Annotated in this window: 14 protein-coding genes and 1 tRNA gene; 7 read left to right on the forward strand and 8 right to left on the reverse strand. The window is 72.0% G+C overall.

The features are described 5' to 3' along the window. Positions 1–49: 49 nt before the first annotated feature. The 5 genes from ACIQ7Q_RS13240 to ACIQ7Q_RS13260 all read right to left on the reverse strand — a co-directional run bounded on the left by ACIQ7Q_RS13240 (position 50) and on the right by ACIQ7Q_RS13260 (position 2905). Positions 50–1147 carry a hypothetical protein gene (locus ACIQ7Q_RS13240; RefSeq protein ID WP_403860543.1) on the reverse strand — a complete coding sequence of 366 codons (1098 nt, stop codon included), beginning with the start codon at positions 1145–1147 and terminating at the stop codon, positions 50–52. 326 nt (positions 1148–1473) lie between these two features. After that, positions 1474–1902, reverse strand: a complete 429-nt coding sequence (locus ACIQ7Q_RS13245) for a VOC family protein (protein ID WP_403859747.1) — start codon at positions 1900–1902, stop codon at positions 1474–1476. A gap of 68 nt (positions 1903–1970) precedes the next feature. Continuing rightward, entirely contained in the window at positions 1971–2429 is a 459-nt protein-coding gene (locus ACIQ7Q_RS13250; protein ID WP_403859750.1) for a type II toxin-antitoxin system VapC family toxin, read from the reverse strand. Beyond that, entirely contained in the window at positions 2419–2688 is a 270-nt protein-coding gene (locus ACIQ7Q_RS13255) for a type II toxin-antitoxin system Phd/YefM family antitoxin (protein ID WP_403859753.1), read from the reverse strand. Before ACIQ7Q_RS13255 ends, ACIQ7Q_RS13250 begins: the two co-directional genes overlap by 11 nt. A 144-nt stretch (positions 2689–2832) precedes the next feature. Next, positions 2833–2905 (reverse strand) — tRNA-Arg (locus tag ACIQ7Q_RS13260). 306 nt (positions 2906–3211) lie between these two features. Between ACIQ7Q_RS13260 and ACIQ7Q_RS13265 the strand changes: the two genes are divergently transcribed. The 7 genes from ACIQ7Q_RS13265 (at position 3212) to ACIQ7Q_RS13295 (ending at position 11856) form a co-directional block, all read left to right on the forward strand. Beyond that, positions 3212–4816, forward strand: coding sequence for a dynamin family protein (locus tag ACIQ7Q_RS13265; RefSeq protein WP_403860546.1), 1605 nt, complete (start codon positions 3212–3214; stop codon positions 4814–4816). A gap of 6 nt (positions 4817–4822) precedes the next feature. After that, positions 4823–6586: a GTPase gene (locus ACIQ7Q_RS13270; RefSeq protein ID WP_403859756.1), complete on the forward strand. Its 1764-nt coding sequence runs from the start codon at positions 4823–4825 to the stop codon at positions 6584–6586. A gap of 120 nt (positions 6587–6706) precedes the next feature. Next, complete coding sequence (locus ACIQ7Q_RS13275; RefSeq protein ID WP_403859759.1) at positions 6707–7162, forward strand: single-stranded DNA-binding protein; 456 nt, start codon at positions 6707–6709, stop codon at positions 7160–7162. Between the two features lie 258 nt (positions 7163–7420). Then, on the forward strand, positions 7421–8833 hold the full coding sequence (locus ACIQ7Q_RS13280) for a Cys-Gln thioester bond-forming surface protein (protein ID WP_403859762.1): 1413 nt from the start codon (positions 7421–7423) through the stop codon (positions 8831–8833). A 229-nt stretch (positions 8834–9062) separates the two neighbouring features. Further along, positions 9063–10727 (forward strand): energy-dependent translational throttle protein EttA, encoded by a 1665-nt coding sequence (ettA, locus tag ACIQ7Q_RS13285; RefSeq protein WP_403859765.1) that lies wholly within the window; start codon positions 9063–9065, stop codon positions 10725–10727. Between the two features lie 8 nt (positions 10728–10735). Further along, positions 10736–11185: an acyl-CoA thioesterase gene (locus ACIQ7Q_RS13290; protein ID WP_403860549.1), complete on the forward strand. Its 450-nt coding sequence runs from the start codon at positions 10736–10738 to the stop codon at positions 11183–11185. 8 nt (positions 11186–11193) lie between these two features. Further along, a complete protein-coding gene (locus tag ACIQ7Q_RS13295; protein WP_403860552.1) occupies positions 11194–11856 on the forward strand; it encodes a hypothetical protein in 663 nt (220 codons plus the stop codon). Positions 11857–11997: 141 nt separating this feature from the next. On the opposite strand, the gene ACIQ7Q_RS13300 is transcribed toward ACIQ7Q_RS13295, so the two are convergent. Genes ACIQ7Q_RS13300 through ACIQ7Q_RS13310 form a run of 3 tightly spaced genes read right to left on the reverse strand, consistent with a single transcriptional unit; the run spans position 11998 to position 19134 of the window. Continuing rightward, the gene (locus tag ACIQ7Q_RS13300) at positions 11998–12951 is read right to left on the reverse strand and encodes an ABC transporter ATP-binding protein (RefSeq protein WP_403859768.1); all 954 of its coding nucleotides are present in this window, start codon (positions 12949–12951) and stop codon (positions 11998–12000) included. Then, entirely contained in the window at positions 12948–15743 is a 2796-nt protein-coding gene (locus ACIQ7Q_RS13305) for an FtsX-like permease family protein (RefSeq protein ID WP_403859771.1), read from the reverse strand. Before ACIQ7Q_RS13305 ends, ACIQ7Q_RS13300 begins: the two co-directional genes overlap by 4 nt. 1 nt (position 15744) lies before the next feature. Further along, the gene (locus tag ACIQ7Q_RS13310) at positions 15745–19134 is read right to left on the reverse strand and encodes an FtsX-like permease family protein (protein ID WP_403859773.1); all 3390 of its coding nucleotides are present in this window, start codon (positions 19132–19134) and stop codon (positions 15745–15747) included. Positions 19135–19238: the final 104 nt, after the last annotated feature.

Here is a 19238-nt window from a genome sequence, read left to right on the forward strand (position 1 = left end):
CACCTTCGGTGGGGCGCCCGACCCGATGCCGCTCAAGACCCCTTGACGTTCAAGATCGCGTGGCGGTCCCGCACCCGGCGTCGCCGGATTCCTCCAAGCGCGCGTCCATCGACGTGCTGCGGTCGTACGGGTCGACCTCGGGGCCGCCTCCCTGGTCCGTGGCGGCGATCTCGGAGCTGAACTCGGGGGCGAAGTAGCCGGAGACGTTGTCGCAGCCGCCGTTGGTGCTGTCCACCTTGTAGGAGACGAGGGAGAACGTCCCGGGCTTCACGACCACCTTGGTCGGGTCGTCCCAGCTCATCACGACCTCGCGGCGCACGATGGTGCGCGCGACCTCGTCGCTTCCCGCTGCGGCGCGTACGACCGGATAGACGTACGTGACGTCGGTCGTCACCTCGACCGCACCGCGCTCACCTTCGCGGTACGTGATCCGTCCTCGCGTCTTGACCGCGTCCCCGACAAGCCGCACCTCCGTCTTCGCGAACCGGCTGAACAGCAGCAGAGGATCGTCCTCCCGGCTGGGCGCGCGGAACGCGGTCGCCAGATAGCCCTGGACGTCCTGCTGATGCGGATTGATCAACGCGATCGCCTTCGTCGGCCGCTCCCCGCGCAGCACGCCGGGATCGAGGCTGGACGCGACAAGGAAGTCCCGGCTTCTTTCCAGCGCCTGCGCGACCTGCTTCTTGCTCATCCAGCCGGTCGCCCGTGCCGCAGGCAGCCCGAGCCCTGCCGTCCCGTCGCCCCAGCGCGCCGCGGGCGAACCTCTGAACGGCTCCTCCACCGTGGGCCGTTGGGCGGCCGGCTCGGTCGCCGGCGGCTGACTGGGACGTTCGGACTCCGCGGCGAGCGGTGCACCCTCGCCCCCGGCGCCCGCGAACCATCCGGCGACCCGGCCCGGATCCAGCGCCACGATGAGCAGGCCGACCGCAACCAGCAGACCGACGGCGTACCAGGCCTTGCCCCGTCGCCGCCGGACCGGCTGGTGAGTCCGCCACCCCTGCGGCGGGCCGGGCTCCTCCCGCAGCCGTCGTGCCACCATCCGGGCCCGCGCCGACGGCTCCTCGGGCGCGCCCCGAGTCCCGGCCTCGGCCTCCCGCAGGAAGCGCTCCCACTCCTCGTCCGGTATGGACACCCCGCCCTCGCCCACGATGCGCTCTCGTCCCTTCTGACGCACCAGGTCCCCCTCCAGGCCCGGTCATCATCCGTGCATCATCACACAGCGCTTCTCAGCCCCGTGATCCGCCGGCGCCCCCTATGAGCCCGGCGCCCACCTGAGCCCCAACTTGCCTGCCCATGACGACTGTTCATGGTGCACGCCGCCAACGGGCGGTCGTGGCAGCGACTTTGAGTCGCTCGCGAACGAATGCCGTGAAAGCGCTTGGTCTCAGTTCCGGGAGACCTTTGGCCGACTACCGCACTCTCGTGCCTTCGTCCTGGCTCATGGGGACAGGGCGAAGACACGTTCGCGGTCTCTCAGTCGATACAGAACTCGTTGCCCTCGATGTCCAGCATCGGGATGCACGAATCATTGCCGTCATACAGCGTTCGCACGTGTACCGCACCGAGCGGGACCAGTCGTGCGCATTCCGCCTCAAGCGCGGCGAGGCGCTCCTCGCCCACAAGTCCGGTGCCGACCCGCACATCAAGATGCACCCGGTTCTTGGCAGCCTTCCCCTCAGGGACGCGCTGGAAGTACAGCCGCGGGCCCACGCCTGAGGGATCAATGCAGGCGAACCAAGAATCCCGCTGCTCAGGTGGCTGAGAGCGCTGGAAATCGTCCCACGTGGCAAACCCCTCCGGTGGCGGAGGTATGACGTATCCCAGCACCGCGCACCAGAAACGTGCGAGCCGTTCAGGTTCTGCGCAGTCGAAGGTGACTTGGAACTTCTTGATCGGCGTCATCGGGCAACTGTACGGGCGCGTGTGGGCACCGAGACTCCGGGCGCTCGCATGGGGCAGGGCGGACGGCGCTACCGGTCGTGCAGGATCTCGGGCCGGGTGACGGGCACGATGGTGACCAGGTCGTCGAGGCCCTTGAAGTCGTCGGGGTGGGTGGTGAAGAGGGGGAGCTGCTCGGCGGCCGCGGTGGCGGCGATCATCAGGTCGGCCACGCGTCGACGGGGCTTGCGCCCTGCGGAGACAACGGCGGCGCAGATTCTGCCGTAGAGGCGGGCGGCCTCCACGTCGAACGGAATGGGGTCGAATTCGTTCTCAGCGCGCTGCAGGACGTCCATGCGGCGGGCCCGCTCGGCGTGTTCGTCGTAGTCGCTCTGCTCGCCGGTGCCGCGCACCTGGTGGGGTCCGGCGGAGAGTTCCGCGAGGGTGACGGCGCTGATGGCCATCTCGGCCGGCAGTTCGTCGGCGTCGATCCACTTGCGCAGGATCATGATGTCGGTATCGAGCAATCCCTGCTCGTGCTCAACGGGCATACGGGTCGTCCAACTCCTGCTCGACGACGGTGTTCTGGTCGTCGCGGAAGGCGTCCAGTGAGATGTCGGGGGCGGTGCGTGACATGGCCGCGAACTCGGCACGGGGAACGAAGCGGCGACGGTGGCGGAGCGGGATCAGCTCGCCGATACGGTGCCCGTCGCGGGTGACGGTGAACGCGTGTCCTCCCTGGACGGCGTCCATGATCTCTTTGGAGCGGGTGCGCAGATCGCGCTGAGTGATCTCCGGCTGCGCTGTCATGCTGTCCACGATAGCGAAGATGTGCTACCCGGTGCTACACCGGTACCCACGATCGTGCACAGGTGAAGGTGCCTGGTCGTAGAGCGATGTGCCTCCTGACATGAAACAGCCCCTCACGCGTTTCCGCAGGTGAGAGGCTGTGTGCGCCCCCGGCAGGACTCGAACCTGCGGCCAAGCGCTTAGAAGGCGCCTGCTCTATCCACTGAGCTACGGGGGCCGATGGTGGCCTGGAGCCCCCCTCGGGTGGTCCGCGGCCTTGCCGGGCACAAGGATAGGGCTCCGTTTCCCTTGGCCCGGTTGCTTCACCTGCGTGGCACGATGTGGAGGTTCGGTGAAGCGAACCGATAATCGCAGGCAGGTGCGATTCGTGCACCGCTTTTGACGTCTCGCGGCACGGGTGTTGTGCACTCGTTATGCCTGCGTCCCACTCGTCCCGTGTGCCCCTTCTGTCCGATCGGCGCGCAGAGATCCTCATACGCTTCAAAAAGCCTCCAAAATTGGGCATTCTTCGCATGTGGTGACCTTGGATGCACGGCCTCAGCTGATCGACGCACTTTCCGCCCTGCGCGACCGTGTCGCCGCCGTGCGTCTACCGCTTCCCCTCGCCGGCGCTCCACGGGCGCGGCAGACGCGGGTAGAGCTGCTCGCACAGCTCGACGACTACCTCGTGCCCCGCCTCAAGGAGCCCGAAGCCCCCCTGCTCGTCGTCATCGGTGGATCCACCGGAGCCGGGAAGTCCACGCTGGTGAACTCCCTGGTGGGGCGACGGGTCAGTGAGGCGGGGGTGTTGCGGCCCACCACGCGCACCCCTGTGCTGGTGTGCCATCCGGACGACCACCACTGGTTCGCGGGGATGCGGGTGCTGCCGCAGCTCACCCGCGTATGGCTGCCTCCGCAGGACGAGGTGGAGGAGGAGCGGCCCCGCAAGACGGGCCGGGCCGTGGACGAGAAGGCGCTGCGGATCGAGACGGCCTCGTCCCTGCCGCGCGGGCTGGCGCTCCTCGACGCGCCCGACATCGACTCGCTGGTCGTCGAGAACCGGCTGCTGGCGGGCGAGTTGATCTGCGCAGCCGACGTGTGGGTGATGGTGACCACGGCCTCGCGCTACGCCGACGCCGTGCCCTGGCATCTGCTGCGGACGGCGAAGGAGTACAACCCCACGCTGGTCATCGTGCTCGACCGGGTGCCGCACCAGGTCCTGGAGGACGTGTCGCGGCAATACGCGGCGCTGCTCACGAAAGCGGGGCTCGGCGAGGTGCCGCGGTTCACGATCCCGGAGCTGCCGGAGTCGGCCGGCGGTGCCCACGGGCTGCTGCCCAACACGGCGGTCGCGGCGCTGTTCTCCTGGCTCGCGCACCGGGCGCAGGACCCCGCGGCGCGCCAGCAGGCCATGGCCCGTACGGCCGGTGGTGTGATCGATTCGCTCAATGCGCGGATGCCCGAGCTCGCGAGCGCGGTGGCCGCCCAGTACGCGGCGGCCGTACGGCTGACGGGGACGGTCGAGGAGGCGTACGAGGCGGAGCGCGAACGGGTGCGCAGGCAGTTGCGGGCCGGCGCCGTGCTGGCGGGTGACGCGCGCACGCGCTGGCGCGGCTACCCCCGCGACAGTTCGGCGGCCGAGCTGCTGGACTCCCTGGTCGCCAGCCTGTCTGCGCTGCTCCAGTGCGCCGTCGCCGCCGCCGACGAGCAGGTCGAGAACGCCTGGCGGCGTGAGCCGGCGGCGGAAGCGGTCGCGCGGCAGGGCCGACGCGACCTGGAGGTGGGGGAGCGCATCGGGATGGCCGTACGTCGCTGGCGACGCGTCCTGGAGGAGTTCACGGAGGAGGAGGTCCGGGGGATGGAGCGCAACGCCGCGCCCGACCCCGAGACGGTGGCCGCGCTGCTCGCGGCCTCGCTCCTCGGCGGGCGGCGGGCACGCGGCGCGGGAGAGCGGCTCGCCGAACGGATCGGCGCCCAGAGTGCCCTGCGGCTGCGTGACAAGGGCGCCGAGCTGGTGACGACGTACGTCGACGACGTACTGAACAACGAACGGGAGCGGCGGCTCGCACCCCTCGACGCACTCGAGGTGACACCCGAGCCGCAGGCCGAGCTGATCGCTGCGCTGTCCCTACTGCAGAAGGAGAGGTGACCGCGGGTGACCGCCATCACCGACGACGAGAACGAGACCGGGGATCATTGGGACGACGGCCTGATCGCCCGCCGCGCCGGTCAGCCGCCGGGGGCCGTGGACGGGGATGCGGCGGAGTCCGGCGGAGATCTGCTGATCGCCGACGACGACCTGCCCATCGGCGGCACCTACGGCGGTCCTCTGCAGTCGCGGCTCAGCGCCCTGCGCGAGCTGCTGGGCCTCTCCCAGACCCGGCTGGACGGAAAGACCCTCGCGGAGGCCGGGCGGGTCCTCGACGAGGCTGCTGCCCGGCAGCGGCTCTCCTCGCGCCACACCGTCGTCGCCATCGCCGGCGCCACGGGCAGCGGCAAGTCGACTCTGTTCAACGCGCTCGCCGGAGTGCGCATCGCGGAGACCGGGCTGCGCAGGCCCACCACGTCGGCGCCCATCGCCTGCGTCTGGTCGGAGGGGGCCGCAGGTCTGCTGGACCGGCTCGCGATCCCCGGGCGGCTGCGGCGCAAGCCCCTCGCGGGCGGCGACGGCGACGAACAGTTGCACGGCCTGGTGCTGGTGGACCTGCCGGACCACGACTCGGCCGTCGTACGCCACCGGGAACAGGTCGACCGGGTGCTGGCCCTGGTCGACGCGGTGATCTGGGTCGTCGACCCGGAGAAGTACGCCGACGCGGCCCTGCACGAGCGCTATCTGCGGCCGCTGGCCGGGCACGCCGAGATCACCTTCGTGGTGCTCAACCAGATCGACCGGCTGCCTGGCGAGGCCGCCGACCAGGTCCTGGACGATCTGCGCCGGCTCCTCGACGAGGACGGCATGGCACTGGGCGAGCACGGCGAGCCGGGTGCCACTGTCCTCGCGGTGTCGGCGCTCACCGGTGAGGGCGTCGGCGAACTGCGCGAGATGGTCGGCGCGTTCGTGCAGGAGCGCAGCGCCGCGGCGCGCAGGCTGTCCGCGGACGTCGACGCGGCGGCGGCGAAGCTGCGGCCCGTCTATGTGGCCGACGGGCGGACCGGCCTGGACGAGCGGGCCCGCGAGGACTTCTCGGCGCGGCTCGGGGAGGCCATCGGCGCGACCGCGACGGGTGAGGCGGCGGAACGCGAGTGGCGCAGGAACGCGGGCCGCGCGTGTGGCACTCCGTGGCTGCGGCTGTGGCGCTGGTACGAGCGCAAGCGCACGCCCGGGGCCGCCTCCGTGGAGCCGGCGGCGCCCGCCGAGGAGGAGCCGACCGCGCGCCAGCGGGTCGAGCAGGCGGTCCGTACGGTCGCGGACGAGGCGGCGCACGGGCTGCCGGCGCCGTGGGCGCAGGCTGTGCGGGAAGCGGCGGCCAGGGGGGCGCAGGGGCTCCCCGAGGCGCTGGACGAGCTGGCGGCGCGAGAGACGGCGGAGACCAAGGGGCGTCCCCTGCGGCCCGCGTGGTGGCCGGCGGCGGTGCTGGCTCAGGCCTCGATGACGCTGCTGCAGATCTACGGCGGCCTGTGGCTGGTGGGCCAGATCATCGGCGTCCTCGAACCGGGGCTCGTCCCGCCGGTCCTGGTGATGCTCGCCGGCATCGTGGGCGGGCCGCTCGTCGAGTGGGCGTGCGCGGCCGCGACGAAGGGGCCGGCGCGGCGGTACGGGCAGGATGCGCGACGCCGCCTCCAGGAGGCCGCCGCAGGGTGCGGGCGGGCGAAGGTGCTCGATCCGATCGCGACGGAGCTCATGCGGTACCGGGAGGTGCGGGAGCGGTACACGACGGTCTCGGCCACGCACGGGCGGGTGCGTTCGCGGGTCGGGTGACCGGGTTGTCCACAGCGGTGCGTTCGTCCACAGGCGTCGGCCGGATCCTTCCGTCCGGTCCAGCATGGAGACCGGTCCACAGCGATCGGGCAAATGCAACCGGACGGGGAGGTGACCGTCATGAACGACACCATGGTGACGGTGGTGGGGAATGTGGCCACGAATGTGGAGTACCGGGAAACGGCCACGGGAGGGATGGCGCGATTCCGTTTCGCGGTGCCGTCGCGGCGCTGGGATCGCCGGGGCGGTAACTGGACGGACGGGCCCACGAGCTTCTACACGGTCTTCGCATGGCGGTCTCTCGCGCAGAATCTTGCGGCTTCCGTCTCCGTGGGCGAACCGCTTCTCGTGCACGGCCGGTTGAAGGTGCGCGAAGAGGAGGCGGACGGCAGGCGGCGCACGTTCGTGGACATCGACGCACTGGCGGTGGGGCACGACCTGACCCGCGGGACCTCGGCGTTTAGGCGGGTGGTGAAGGGCAGGCCGGGCCTGACGGGGCGACCGGGCGAGGCGGGGCCGGTCTCCGAGAGCACAGCGGTCACGGCGCCGAGGGAACCGGTAGCTGCCGTGTCCTGAAGGGGAGTTGGGGTGCCAGGCGGATTCACGTGCTCGGCGCTCCATCGGCGAAAAGGGCGATCAGGGGGTGAACTGACCAGCGGGGATAACGATTCCGAGTCGGAATGGTTATCTGATGGCATGACGGGGGATCACGCCGCGCTCCGTCCATAGGATTCCCGAGTACTCACGGGGCACTTGAGTCTGCTGGCGAGGCACTCCCCCCACGCGTCACACGCGAAAAGGTCTCGCCCGGAGGGGAATTCTGCTGTGTTTGCTGTGTTCTCTGCGTCAGCCGTACGCAAGCGGCGAGCCGCTCGCCGTCTGGCCGCCGCGGCCGTGGTGTCCGGCCTGATAGTCACCGGGTCCCTTGCCGGCGCGGGTACGGCCGCCGCCGACGACGCCGTTCAGCACCAAGGCGGCGCCGTCGCCACGCTCGACGGGCTGAAGACGTACGACCAGGCGGTGCTGCACACCAACGGCAAGGACCAGGAGATCCTCGCGGGTCTCTTCGAGATGACGGTTGACGGCGGCGGTCAGCTGCAGACCTATTGCATCGACATCCACAACCCGACCCAGGACCAGGCCAAGTACCTGGAGACCCCCTGGGACCAGACGTCGCTGGGCGCGAACAAGCACGCGGGCAAGATCCGCTGGATCCTGCAGCACTCGTTCCCCCAGGTCAATGATCTTGCTGCGCTGGCCGAGAGCGCGGACCTCGAGGGCCAGCTCACGGACAAGACCGCTGCCGCCGGCACCCAGGTCGCCATCTGGCGCTTCTCGGACGGCGCGGACGTCACTGCGGCCGACCCGCAGGCGGAGAAGCTCGCGGACTGGCTGGAGGAGTCGGCCGAGGAGGTCGCCGAGCCCAAGGCCTCGCTGAGCCTCGAGCCGAACGCGGTCTCCGGCAAGCCGGGCAGCCGGCTCGGCCCGGTGACGGTGCGCACCGACGCCGGTCAGGTCGCCGTGGCGCCGCCCGCCGACGCGGCGGCCAGCGGGATCAAGATCACGGACGAGGCCGGCAAGCCGGTCACCTCCGCCGGCGACGGCAGCAAGCTGTACTTCGACGTCCCCGAGGACGCCGCGGACGGGACGGCCGCGCTGTCCGTCCAGGCGAGTATGTCGGTGCCGGTGGGGCGCGCGTTCGCCAGTGCCACCAAGAGCCAGACCCAGATCCTGGCCGGCTCCAGCCAGTCCACGGTCTCGGCGAGCGCCACGGCGACCTGGGCGAAGACGGGTGCGGTCCCGTCGCTGTCCGCGAAGAAGAACTGCACCAAGGGCGGCGTGGACATTACGGCCGGCAACAAGGGTGACGCCCCGTTCACCTTCTCCCTGGCCGGCTTCGAGCACACGATCCCGGCCGGTGAGTCCCGGACGGTGACCGTGCCGGTCACGGAGGACCAGGCGTACGACTTCACGATCACCGGGCCCGACGGGTTCAAGAAGAACTTCAAGGGCGTCCTGGACTGCAAGACCGCGACCCCGCCGCAGGAGCCCGGCACGGAGACCCCGTCGTCCCAGCCCAGCCCCGCGTCGGCGGGCGGCACGTCCGCGGGCCTCGAGGGCGACCTCGCGGCCACGGGCGGCTCGAGCGCCACGCCGATGATCGCGGGCATCGCGATCGTGCTGGTGCTCGTAGGCGGCGGCGCGGTGTTCTTCCTCCGCAGGGAGAGCGCCTCCAGCGGGGAGTGATACCGGCGCTGCGGTAGGTGACACAGCACAGAGCCAGGGCCCTGCACGGGAACGTGCCGGGCCCTGACTCATGGGACGCGGAGCGCGACACTCATGGGACGCGGAGCGCGACGCGGCGCCCCTGCGCGCGCACCGCGGCCCGGGCCCCGGCCACGCGGTTTCCGTCGAAGGGGCGGCGTACGGCAAGATGGGTGTATCTGCCCACCCACTTCCTGCCGGACGGTTTCTCTTGGCTGAGTACATCTACACGATGCGCAAGACGCGCAAGGCGCACGGCGACAAGGTCATCCTCGATGACGTGACGCTGAGCTTCCTGCCCGGTGCGAAGATCGGTGTGGTCGGCCCCAACGGTGCCGGTAAGTCCACCGTGCTGAAGATCATGGCGGGTCTGGAGCAGCCGTCGAACGGCGACGCCTTCCTGACGCCGGGCTTCAGCGTCGGCATCCTCATGCAGGAGCCGAAGCTGGACGAGTCGAAGACCGTGCTGGAGAACGTCCAGGACGGCGCCGCCGAGATCATGGGCAAGCTCAAGCGCTTCAACGAGGTCGCCGAGCTCATGGCGACCGACTACACGGAAGCGCTCATGGAAGAGATGGGCAAGCTCCAGGAGGACCTGGACCACGCCAACGCGTGGGACCTCGACGCCCAGCTGGACCAGGCCATGGACGCTCTGGGCTGCCCGCCCGGAGACTGGCCGGTCGTCAACCTCTCCGGTGGCGAGAAGCGCCGCGTCGCGCTCTGCAAGCTGCTGATCGAGGCCCCGGACCTGCTGCTCCTCGACGAGCCCACCAACCACCTCGACGCCGAGTCGGTGAACTGGCTCGAGCAGCACCTGTCGAAGTACGCGGGCGCCGTCGTCGCCGTCACTCACGACCGGTACTTCCTGAACAACGTCGCCGAGTGGATCCTCGAGCTCGACCGCGGCCGCGCGCTCCCGTACGAGGGCAACTACTCCACGTACCTCGACAAGAAGGCCACCCGCCTCAAGGTCGAAGGCCGCAAGGACGAGAAGCGCGCCAAGCGGCTCAAGGAAGAGCTGGAGTGGGTCCGCTCCAACGCCAAGGGCCGCCAGAGCAAGTCCAAGGCGCGTCTCGCCCGGTACGAGGAGATGGCCGCCGAGGCGGACAAGATGCGGAAGCTGGACTTCGAGGAGATCCAGATCCCGCCGGGCCCGCGTCTGGGCTCCGTCGTCGTCGAGGTCGAGAACCTGTCGAAGGCCTTCGGCGACAAGGTCCTCATCGACGACCTGTCCTTCACGCTGCCGCGCAACGGCATCGTCGGCGTCATCGGTCCGAACGGTGCGGGCAAGACCACGCTGTTCAAGATGATCCAGGGCCTCGAGGAGCCGGACTCCGGAAAGATCAAGATCGGTGACACGGTCAAGGTCTCCTACGTCGACCAGAGCCGCGCCAACATCGACCCCAAGAAGACGCTGTGGGCCGTCGTCTCCGACGAGCTGGACTACATCAACGTCGGCCAGGTCGAGATGCCGTCCCGCGCCTACGTCTCCGCCTTCGGTTTCAAGGGACCGGACCAGCAGAAGCCGGCCGGTGTCCTCTCCGGTGGTGAGCGCAACCGCCTCAACCTGGCGCTGACGCTGAAGGAGGGCGGCAACCTGCTGCTCCTCGACGAGCCCACCAACGACCTCGACGTCGAGACGCTGTCCTCGCTCGAGAACGCGCTGCTGGAGTTCCCCGGCGCGGCCGTGGTCATCTCCCACGACCGCTGGTTCCTCGACCGGGTCGCCACGCACATCCTGGCGTACGAGGGCGAGTCCAAGTGGTACTGGTTCGAGGGCAACTTCGAGTCGTACGAGAAGAACAAGGTCGACCGCCTCGGTGCCGACGCGGCCCGTCCGCACCGCGCCACCTACAAGAAGCTCACCCGGGGCTGATGACGCGAATGGCTCGGCACATCTACCGCTGCCCCCTGCGCTGGTCGGACATGGACGCCTTCGGGCACGTCAACAACGTGGTCTTCCTGAGGTATCTGGAAGAGGCACGCATCGACTTCATGTTCCGGCTGGCGCCGGGGAACGGCTCGCCGTCGTTCTCCGGCGGTTCGGTGGTCGCACGGCACGAGATCGACTACGTGCGGCCGCTGGTGCACCGGCACGAGCCGGTGGTCATCGAGTCGTGGGTGACGAAGATCAGCGCCGCATCCCTGACCATCGCGTACGAGGTCAAGGAAGCGGACGATTCCTCGCACGTGTATGTGCGGGCCTCGACCATCGTGGTGCCGTTCAACCTCGAGACGCAGCGTCCGCGGCGGATCACCGCCGAGGAGAAGTCCTTCCTCGAGAAGTACCTCGACGACGCGGACAAGCCCGCCGAGGGTGCCCTCGCCGCATGAGCGCGCCCATGTCCGTACCCGTGTGGAGTCTGCATCTCGCCGACGCGAGGGAGGCGGAGGATCTCTCCGCCTTCCTCGCCCGGCTGATCCACTACGACCGCGCCGCCGCGGTCAGACTGCAGGCCGGGGGCGGGGCGCTCGCGGTGTTCGGACGTCCGCCGTCCTTCGAGGTGCTCGCGGTCCGTACGGCGCGGCTCGCGCAACCCGTGGAGCTGGACGTCACCGTTTCCGCAGGTGAGCTGCTGGAGTCGCTGAGCAGCGCGGACTTCGCCGTACCCGGTGCCGTGACCGGGCCGCCGTGGGCCGGGGTCCTCCCGCCGCGCGGCGGCTGGCAGGAGGTTCCCGGGCTGCCCGAGGTGGGCGCCATGCGCGGGGCGGTGGCGGCGGCCGTCGCCGAGTTCCGCGACCGCGACGAGGCGCTGCCGGCAGAACGACGCACCCGCGCCGAGCGGGACCGCATCGGCCGAGACATCTGGTCGCGCACGGTCGGCGGCACGGGACTGCCGCTGCGCGCCGTGCACGCGGCGCAGTCGCTCGGCTTCCTGCGGCCGGGAGTACCGGTCGCGCTGCTGGCGTCGGGTGCGTGGCTGCGGCTGCGGACACCGTTCGGGTCGATCGCGCTCAGGTCGGGCGGCGGCCTGGGGGGCCTGCCGGTCACGCCCAGGGGATGACGCGGCCGCTGCGCTGGTGCATGCGGCTCCGCCGCGCGGCGCCTCCTGAAACGCGGCGCCTCCTGAAACGCGGCGCCTCCTGAAACGCGGCGCCTCCAAGAACGCCGCGCCCCTGAAACGCGGCAGGGACGCCCCGCCTCGTCAGTGCTCCGCCCCGTCGTCCGGCCAGACGCCGATGTGGTCCTGTTCCAGCTCCAGCATCACGCGGTGTTCCATGCCCAGCGCCGCCGTGTACTCGGCGGGCAACTGGAGTCGCCCGGCGCGGTCCAGCATGGCGTACTCGCGGGCCACGACCGATTCCTGCCCCTCCGCGTCGATCTCCGTACGGCGCAGGACCTCGGAGGACGTGCGGCCGTCGCGGATGGCGACGGTGCGACGGACCTCGCCGGCGACTGCCTGGTCGTGGGTGACGATGACGATCGTCGTGCCCAGCTCCTCGTTCGCACGGCGGAACGCCGCGAACACCTGTTCGCCGGTCGCCGAGTCGAGTTCACCCGTCGGCTCGTCGGCGAGCAGCACGTCGGGGGAGTTGGCGAGGGCGACGGCGATCGCGGTGCGCTGCTGCTGGCCGCCGGACATCTGATGCGGGCGCCGGTCACGGCATTCCGCGACACCGAGCATCGACAGGAGTTCCTGTACGCGGTCGGCCTTGCGCCGGTTGCCTCGGTTGCTGCTGCCCCGCAACTGCATGGGCAGGGCGACGTTCTGCGCCGCCGTCAGGTAGGGCAGCAGGTTGCGCGCGGTCTGCTGCCAGACGAAGCCGACGACCTCGCGGCGGTAGCGCAGGCGTGCCTTCGCGTCCATGGAGAGCAGGTCGCATCCCGCGACCCGCGCCGCCCCCGCGGAGGGGACGTCCAGTCCAGCGAGGATGTTCATCAGGGTCGACTTGCCGCTGCCCGACGCGCCGACCAGCGCCATCAACTCGCCTTCCTTGACGAGGAGATCGAGCCCCTGCAGGGCCTGCACCTCGACGCCGTCGGCGGCGAAGATGCGGACGAGCCGGTCGCAGGCGATCAGCGCGTCGTGCCCGTACGAGGGCCGGTCGCGGTGGGCGGCGGCCCGCTTCTCCAGTTGCTCCAGGGTGGTGTCGGTCATCGCATGTCTCCTGCCCTGAGTTCGGTGATCGATCCGCGGCGCCCCGCCCACCAGGCCTGTACGGCGGCGACGGCCCCTGCCAGCACCACCACGCCGGCCGCGGGCAGTGCCAGCGACCACGGGTCGGCCCGCAGGGACGCGCTGCCCACCGGTGCCATGCCAGGTGCTGCGGCCAGTGCCAGGCGCACCAGGTCCACGCCGGGGGCGAGGAGGTGGATCGTGGCCCAGCCGACGAGGATGCCGCCGACGGCGGCCAGCAGCGCCGGCGGCAGTGCTTCGAGGCCGAGCAGTTGGCGGCTCTGCCGGGTGGTCAGGCCCATGGTGCGCAGCCGGGCCAGCAGGGTGGCCCGTTCCGGCGCGGACTGCAGGAGCGAGAGCAGCAGGGCGAGAACGGCGTAGCCGGCGCCCGCCGCGACGGCCGCGGCGTAGATCCGTTCGGCGCCGGACTGCACCGGCGAGTCGGTGAAGGTCGCCCGAGCCTCGTCGCGCAGCCGCAGGGTGACGTCGTCGTCCCCGTCCATGCCGTGGACGACCGCCCGCAGGGCCTTGCCGTCGATCGCGGCGCCGGTGGCCAGCAGGACGGTCGGCGCCTGGTGGGTCAGCCGGGAGCCGTCGACGACAAGGAACTCGGCGGACGCGACGGCCGGGGTCCGGGCTCGTACGGTACTGATCTCGACGTCGAAGTCGCCGGCCAGCGATGTGATCCGGTGCGTCCCGTCGCCCAGCCACTTCGCCACCCCTGGGGAGGCGACGGCGTGCAGTACCTGCTTGCCGTCCGCGGTGCCGACGGCGAGCGCGTCCGCGGGGAAAGCGCCGAGCCTCAGGTCCCGGGCCAGCCGGGCGTACGAGTCGGGGTCGGCGGCGACGAGGGACACGGCAGGCGGGGCGGCGAGATCGGTCCGGTCGCGGGCCGGGAGCGTCAGGGCATGCTCGATCCGCACGGCCGTCACGTCCTTGACGCCGACGACGTCCCGTACGGCCCGTTCCGCGCCTTCGGGCAGCGCCACCGAGTCGCCGGGGCCGGAGATCCGGGCGTCCGCGCCCGTCGCCAGCAGCGCCGCCCGGTCCCGCGCGTCCGCCACGCCCGCCAGCACGGAACCGCCGAACGCGGCCGTGGTCAGCGCGACGAGCAGCGCCAGCAGCGGCAGCGCCCCGGCCGCGGAGGACCGCCCGGTCCGGGCCAGTGACAGGAAACCGACCGCGCCGCGCAGCCTTCCTGCCGGTCGGGCGGCCCAGCGCAGCGGCAGCGGATACAGCCGTACGAGCACCAGCGCGGCGATCAGGCCGACCAGGACGGGCGCGGCGCTGACGAGATGGTCGGCGCCGTCCGACGTGCCGCGTCGGCGCAGCGCCGCGACGGCGCCCACGGCCAGTACGAGCAGGGTGAGCTCGGCGACCGTGCGGCGTTTGGAGGGCCTGGCGAGGACCAGGTCGTCGCGCTCGCCCGGTGCACGGGGCCGGCGGTGCTGCACGACCGCGCGCACCGGCAGCGCGGCGCTCGCCGCGAGCGCCACGGCCCCCGCGCCGGCGACGGCGGGCAGCAGCCTCGCCTCGTCCACGACGAGGACGGCGACCAGCAGCCCGGCGGCCGCAGCGGGCAGGGCGACGACGGCGGTCTCGGCGAGCAGTCGGCCGCCGATGCCGCGCAGCGAGCCGCCGCGCGAGCGCAGCAGCGCCAGCTCGGCCCGGCGCCGGGCGGCGAACAGTCCGCCGGTCATCGACATCACGACGGCGGCGACGGTGCCGATCCCGAAAGCCGCGACGGCGACCACGGGTGCGATCGCCTCGCGCATCGCGGTGCCGGCGGCGAGGATGCCGTCGACGTCGGTGGTCAGGGCGGCGTTCTCGTCGACGACGCTCTTGATCTTCAGCAGCTCCGGGCCGCTTTCGAGGGACGCCACCTGCTCGGTGAGACGGGGCACGTCCTGCCGTGTGAGGTGTCCGGTGGCGGGCGTGATGCGCCAGTACGGCTCCGGTTCGCCAAGGGTGCCGAGAAGCGCGGGGGCGGCTTCGGGGGCGATGAGGAGCGCGGCCTGCCAGTACAGCGGCGGCGGGCTGGAGGGTTTGGCGAGCAGACCCGGTGTGCGCAGCAGTTCCTCGGCCGACCAGTAACTGCCGTGCGGGTCACGGGGGTCGACGATCCCGGTGATCCGCACCGACAGGGCGGAGGCACCCGGCTCGCCCAGGTGCACCACGGATCCGACCTTGATACGCATCGTCTTCGCGGTCTCTGCGGTGACGGCGGCCTCGAGCTGCTTGGTGGCTGCCGTCACCTCGCCGGCCGTCCGCGGCAGCCGGCCCTCGCGCACGGTGGAGTGGCCGGCGAGTCCGCTCTGGGCGGCCAGCACGAACTCGGGCGGCAGCGAGTCGGGGCGGGGCAGCCAACGATCACTGCCGATCAGGCCCTTGGCGGTCCGCACACCGTGAGCCGACTGCGCCGCGTCCGCGCGCAACGGCTCCGGCAGCAACTCGACCACTTCGCGGTGGGCGTCGGCGAGGCGCTCGGGACGCAGCGCATCCTCCCTCGCCGCCTGGGGCATCTGGAGCGGTGGCTGGGGGGTGCTCAGTTCCAGCACGCTGCGGGACGCCGCGGCGTCCCGCAGATCGTGGCGCAGGCCGCGGTTCTCGTAGGAGTCGACGGCGCGCGGGAACGCGGCCGCCAGAAACGCCGTGAGCAGCACCAGTACGGCGAACGCGACCGCTGCCCCCGGCGCGGTGCGCAGCCGGGTTGCGACCCAGGGGGCCACGACGCGTCGGCGCGGGCTCTCGGCCCCGGTGGAGCGCGGATTCATGTCAGTGGTCCCCCTGGTGTCGCAGGGTCACCGCGGGGTCGGCGCGACGCAGGGCGATGACGGCGACGATCAGCAGCGGCAGCGCGGCGACTCCCGCGAGGAGCAGGCCCACCTGTCCGACGGGCAGTTCGACGAGTACGCGCGGCACAGGCTTGGTGGCCTGTCCGGTGAGGACGATCAGCGGGACCACCGCCCGGGTCAGTACCGCGCCGAGGGCGAGCCCCACCAGCAGGGCGATGCCGATCAGCACGCTCTGCTCGGCCGCGACCAGCCGGGCGAGCCGGCGGCGGGGAGCACCCAGGGCGCGGAGCACGGCGAGTTCGGAGGACCGTTCCCGCAGTGAACCGGCCGCGCTCACCGCGAAACCGACCGCGGCGAGTGCCGCGGCGGCCAGTGCCACCGCCAACAGCGCCGAGCGCGGCCCGGCGCCGAGGGGGTCGCCGAGCAACTCCTCGGCTGTCTCGTCCCGCACGACCACCTGGCCGGGGTCGGCGTCGGGCCGCTCACGCAGTGCTTCCGCGACCTCGTCCGCCTTTCCGGGGGCGGTGCTCAGCCACCACTCGTTGGGTTTGAGGGACGCACCCGCCCGGTCGGCGAAGGCCTCGTTGACGGCGCGCAGATCGAGGAGCAGCGCACCGCCGTCGAGGCTCTCCTGCGCCGCGGCCGCAGTGCCGTCGCCGGCCCCGTCCGTGGCGCCGGACGGGGCAGGGCCCGCTGCCCCGGGCCCGGTCGTCGGCAGTTGCTCCACCGTCCCCACGATCCGGACTCGCAGCACCTCTCCGGCCAGCGTCACGTCGAGGCTCTCGCCGCGCTCCGCTCCCGCGGCGCTCAGGAAGTCGTCGGTGGCCACGGCCGCGATCGGCTTCGGTGCGGCGGGGCGGGCCGCGGTGGAACGGACGCCGAACTCCGACGTGACGTGGCTCCCCCACGCGTCCGTGGCGTGGGGGTCCGGGCCCACGACGTAGTCGAGGGTCAACGGCCGCGCAGCGGAGGCGGCGGGGCGAAGCGGCTCGGGGGACTGGGACTGCCCGGCCATGGTCTCGGTGTAACTGCCTTCCCAGCGCAGTCCTGCCGGCGCCCTGACGCTGCTTGCCGTGCCTTCCACGTCAGTGGTCTGCACACGTTCCACGGTCAGCCGGTGCGATCTCGCGGGACCGGACGGTATGTCGCCGTCCAACTGCAGCCCGGTCAGCGCCAGCGGCCCGGCGGGGGCGGCGTGGCCTCCGGAGGCGGTCTCGTCCAGGTCGAGGGTCACCGTGTGCGACGTGCCGTCGGCGGCCACCGTCCCGGCGAAAAGACGGTGGGCCAGGCCGTAGCGGTCCTCGACGACGACGGCGACCCGGGGCGCGAGCTCCGACACGGAGGCGTCCGCCGGTGGCTGCTTGTCCGTGATCCGCAGGTCGAGGGTGAGCCGTCGGGCGTCCTCGGGCAGCAGCAGGCCGGGCCGGGCGGTCTGCTGCGTACGTACGGAGTCGAGCAGCCGACCGGGGGAGCGGGCCGCGAGATCGCCGCGCAGCAGCAGGTGTTCGTCCGCGCGGGCGGTGTCGAGTGCGAGCACCGTCGCGGTGCGGTTGCCGGAGAGACCCATGGCTGCGCGGTGAGCGGGCGCGGCCTCGCGCACGCCGGGCAGGGACACGTACAGACCGGCGTCCCCGGGCCGGCCGGTCCCGCTGTCGGTCACGCGTACCGACGCGCCGGCCCTGAAGTCGGCCTGGTCGCCCTGCGACCGGTCCCACGAGGCGCTCTGACCGATCGCCAGCATGCCCATCGCCACCGCGAGCACGAGCAGCAGCACCGGGCCCGCGCCGCGCAACGGACGGCGGCTGAACTGCCAGCCTGCCAGGGCAGTGGACAGCCCCCGGCCGCGGGCCGCGCGGCGCTCCGCGAGCCGCGCGGCCGGCGGCAGCAGACGCAGTGTCAGCACGGTGCCCGCCAGCAGCGCCAGCGCGGGTGCGGCGACGAGCAGGGGGTCGACGCCGAGACCGCCCTCACGGTCGCCGCTGAGCGCGCCGCCCCGGCCGGAACCGGTCTGCCGGTCCAACTGCCAGTAGGCGACCGCCGCGACAGCCAGCAGTCCGATGTCCGCACCGGCGCGCACCGGCCCTGGCAGCGGCCCGCCGCGGAGACGTCCCAGCCGCAGCGCGCCGGTGGCCGCGGCCAGCGCGGGGGCCACCACGGACGCGGCGCAGCACGCGGCGACCGTCGCCGCGACCAGCCAGACCTGCGCCGTCGGTGCCTCGCCGAGCCGCAGCCCGCTCTTGGCGAGCGTGGAGTGCCCGGCCAGCAGACGTGTCAGAGGCCCGGACAGCAGGGGCGCCACGATCGCGGCGGGCAGGGCCAGCAGCAGTGCCTCGGCGGCGGCGAGCGCGGTGATGCGCCCCCGTGACGCGCCGCGGGCACGCAGCAGATCGGTCTCCCCGGTCCGTTCCGAGCTGAGCAGCCGGGCGACCAGGAGCAGTGCGTACGCGGCGAGCAGCACCAGCTGCACGGCGACGATCATCAGCGTGGAGCGGGCGACGAGCAGCGCCCGCTCGCTCTGGGCGAGCACCGTCGGCAGCGAGGTGCGCACGGTCGCTGCTCCGGCGAACGCCGGATCCGCGGTGAGCGTCTTGGGGCCGTTCGAGGCCGTCGTGCGCAGGGCGCCGATGCGGTCGGTGGTGACCGCACCGAAGTTGGCGGTGGCCAGCCAGGCGATGTCTCCGGCGGCCACACGGCCGGACGCGAGGACCGACGGGTGGGTGAGCAGCGGACCGTAGGTGGTGAAGACGACGGTGCGCACCCCGCGCCCGCCGAGGCTGTCGAGCTGCCAGTACGGATCGGTGGAGTCGGCCGGCCGGTAGAGGCCGGTCACCTCGGCCCCCAGCGGTTTGCCGGTCAGCCGGTCGGTGAGGGTGAGCCGCGCGCCGGCCTCCAGGCTCAGCTGCTGCGCGGCGTTCTCCGGCAGCGCGACGGGTACTGCGCTGCCGGAGGCGCGGCCCGGCAGCGCACCGGAGACCAGTTCGACGCGGCTGCGGTCGAGGACGGCGAAGTGCGTGAGATCGGGCTCGCCCCGACGCGCCTCGGGGGCCTGGAGCGCGCGCGGCAGCGCGTACGGCCCGGAGCGCTCCAGTTTTCGCACGGTCACCGGCAGGCCGTCGAAGGACCGCCGGGCGCCGGCGAGTACGGCCTCCTCGGCCGCCTCGCGCCGCTGCGGAGGCACTTTCGCGCTGACGGTGAGAGCGGCGCCGGCCGCGTTCCTGCCGCTCAGGGTGTGCCGCAGCGCGGCGTCCCCGACGGACCCGGAGAAGGCGGCGAGCGAGGCGAGCACACCGGTGGTGAGCAGCACCGCGAGAAGGGCCGCCGAGAGCAGCAGCCGGTGCGCTCTGACGCGCAGTAGTACGAACCCCGTCACCCGTCCCCCGCCCGGCCGTCCCCGTCGGCGCCCCCCGACGCCGGCCTTTCCCGGATGCTTTCAGAGCACATGGGTTCGGGGAAACCGCTTGCGATACGACCTTG

The organism is Streptomyces sp. NPDC096176 (genome assembly GCF_044763255.1).
Classification (GTDB): Bacteria; Actinomycetota; Actinomycetes; order Streptomycetales; family Streptomycetaceae; genus Streptomyces.

Bases quoted from the DNA above. Each gene is read 5' to 3' on its own strand.
- ACIQ7Q_RS13305 (WP_403859771.1), bottom strand. From the start codon at position 15,743: ATGAATCCGCGCTCCACCGGGGCCGAGAGCCCGCGCCGACGCGTCGTG.
- ACIQ7Q_RS13295 (WP_403860552.1), top strand. From the start codon at position 11,194: ATGTCCGTACCCGTGTGGAGTCTGCATCTCGCCGACGCGAGGGAGGCG.
- ACIQ7Q_RS13250 (WP_403859750.1), bottom strand. From the start codon at position 2,429: ATGCCCGTTGAGCACGAGCAGGGATTGCTCGATACCGACATCATGATC.
- ACIQ7Q_RS13300 (WP_403859768.1), bottom strand. From the start codon at position 12,951: ATGACCGACACCACCCTGGAGCAACTGGAGAAGCGGGCCGCCGCCCAC.
- ACIQ7Q_RS13255 (WP_403859753.1), bottom strand. From the start codon at position 2,688: ATGACAGCGCAGCCGGAGATCACTCAGCGCGATCTGCGCACCCGCTCC.
- ACIQ7Q_RS13275 (WP_403859759.1), top strand. From the start codon at position 6,707: ATGAACGACACCATGGTGACGGTGGTGGGGAATGTGGCCACGAATGTG.
- ACIQ7Q_RS13245 (WP_403859747.1), bottom strand. From the start codon at position 1,902: ATGACGCCGATCAAGAAGTTCCAAGTCACCTTCGACTGCGCAGAACCT.
- ACIQ7Q_RS13290 (WP_403860549.1), top strand. From the start codon at position 10,736: ATGGCTCGGCACATCTACCGCTGCCCCCTGCGCTGGTCGGACATGGAC.